This is a genomic window from Arthrobacter sp. FW306-1B-F12A, from assembly GCF_058781865.1.
The window spans coordinates 1-2,092 of sequence record NZ_JBYSXD010000101.1; the positions used below are offsets into that span (position 1 = coordinate 1).

3 protein-coding genes are annotated in these 2,092 nt (G+C 61.8%); all 3 read right to left on the reverse strand.

Going from position 1 to position 2,092, the window contains the following annotated elements:
* A partial coding sequence (locus AC3WJU_RS22365; RefSeq protein WP_492260916.1) for an RHS repeat-associated core domain-containing protein occupies positions 1–506 on the reverse strand: 506 nt, incomplete at its 3' end.
* A gap of 114 nt (positions 507–620) precedes the next feature.
* On the reverse strand, positions 621–878 hold the full coding sequence (locus AC3WJU_RS22370) for a hypothetical protein (RefSeq protein WP_492260914.1): 258 nt from the start codon (positions 876–878) through the stop codon (positions 621–623).
* Between the two features lie 119 nt (positions 879–997).
* Positions 998–1,603, reverse strand: a complete 606-nt coding sequence (locus AC3WJU_RS22375) for a hypothetical protein (protein WP_492260915.1) — start codon at positions 1,601–1,603, stop codon at positions 998–1,000.
* Positions 1,604–2,092 lie beyond the last annotated feature (489 nt).

Below are 2,092 nucleotides of genomic sequence, written 5' to 3' on the forward strand. Positions count from 1 at the left end.
CCCACCCCCACTGCCCCAACGGCGGCGGCGCCGGCGGCGGCGCCGCCGCTGGGCATACTCCACGAGCCGAAGCCGATACCGATCCCGCATTCGCAGTTGATCATCAATCCTGATGGATCGCTACCGTTGACCGGGTCCGCGTTCGCGTACCCGTACGGGGAGTAGTTGTTTGGGTTTGCGATGTCGAGGACCGGGTCGGGGCTGGTGAAGGTGCCGGTGACGGGGTCCAGTTCGCGGGCGCCGAGGTGGGTGAGGGTGCTGATGGTGTCGGCGAGTCCGCCGATGTACCCGTTGACCGCGCCGAACCCTGCCGGGTTGGCTGCGTTGGACCCTGTCCCGGTGACACTGGAGGTAGCCGTTGCGTAGGCTCCGGTTCCCGGTGCGGTCTGGGTGGGGCCGCGGGCGAGACCGATCGGGTCGGCGTACCGGGTTTGGGCGGTGACGGGTGTGGTTCCGCTGCTGGGTTGGAGGATGGTCCGGGCGGTGTCGACGCTGTCGCTGATGATGAAGGCGCCCCCGGGACCGTGGCCGTTCCGCCCAGGAAGCTGTAGTTTTCAGCCGCGGCCAGGAGGCCGAAATCTCCCCAAGCGGACTACTTTCGCCTAACCCCTTCACCCCAGTCAGACGCCGGCCGCTGCGATCCGCCGCGCGGCCTCTGCCTTGATTGCGTCCCAGGACATGTGCCAAGACACGCAAAGCTGGTGGTCCAGGGCGGAGACCGAGGTGTCGAAACGCTGCAGGCCGTCAGTCGCCCACGCCCCGGCCCTGGCAGTGAGTTTCGCCCGGGGCCAGGCCAACTCATGGTCTTCGGTGAACGTGGTTCTGGAGCAGTCAGGGTCCGGGCAGCGCCAGACACGCTTTGCCCACAGCAGCCGCACCGGATAGCCGACTCTTTGGGGTGCCGCCCGGCCGGTGAGACGCCTCGGATGCCTAGCGTTTCAAGATATGGAGGCTGTTCCACGCGAGCCATTCGTGTGGAACTTGAAGTTGCCTTCCGCTATTCCGTGTGAACTTCCGTGATCCGAGTACCTATTGGGAGCTTCAGTGCCTTGATCCGGAGCTGCCCCATGATCGTCCAGTAGACATCCATACTGGATACTTCCAGGTTTGAAAGACTGTCTGATCCATTTAGAAACAGCGGCTGCCGATACCCAACACAGTCTTCGAACCGCAAAGGAGCGTGCTGGGTGGCAATCCAGTCCGTGAAAAACCCAGACGCCAGAACCGCATCGGTGTATTCGACCAATTCTTCGTCGTGAAACTTAGAGAAAGGTACCGGAATCTCCAGCGCCTGCCCCGTCCCCGGTTCGAAAAGAAGTACTTCCGGATCAGAAGTCTCACCACGACTGGAATCCGTTGAGAACTGTCGCCCAAGCCAGTCAAACCCGAAGCACGAGATGCGATCTCCAAATTCAGGAAATGCTTGCCTTACGAAGACGTCAGCAGCCGCGGAAGACTCCCGGGTATGAACTCGGTAGAGCCCATCGTTGAAGGTACATCCTCCGAACCGAATAACTAAGTCAGACGGGGCATCCACGTCGGCTCCTGCCACGCCCGGCAGGCCATGCGTCAGCGTCAGCGTGCTGTCAAAAACTTCGAACATCCGGTTCCTCACCTCGAACAAATCGTAACGCCGCATATACGCGTGCCTGGCTCAATTCCACGAAGCAGTTTCGCAATCTGTGCTCCTAGGCTTCGGTTCACCGAGGCATCCAAGGGGTTCAAATTTAGGAGGTCGTCGGCACCTCCAAGCTGTAGGTCGACGACGTGGTCCACATCCGAACCGCGCGGAATGAGACCGCCCGACGCCCGATATCGGGAGGACGCGGAAGTCCCACTCCGTGTTGCCTGGGTCACGGATAGATCCGCACCGTTAAGAGCAGCGACTTTCTCATCCGCCGCTGCGCGCTGTGTCGACGTCCAACCATTCTTATATTTCAATGCTAGCGTGAGTCCGTCATCAGCTCCGACACCACTAGCCGCTGCGGCTGCGTTAGCTGCTGCCGCTCCGTTGCCGATTGCTTGGGTGGCTGCTTGGCTGGCGGCGTGCATGATGGCGTTCGCGGCTGCCAGGGCTGCCCCGTCGTTGCCT

Coding starts and splice junctions, on each gene's coding strand:
- AC3WJU_RS22375 (WP_492260915.1), bottom strand. CDS start 1,603: ATGTTCGAAGTTTTTGACAGCACGCTGACGCTGACGCATGGCCTGCCG.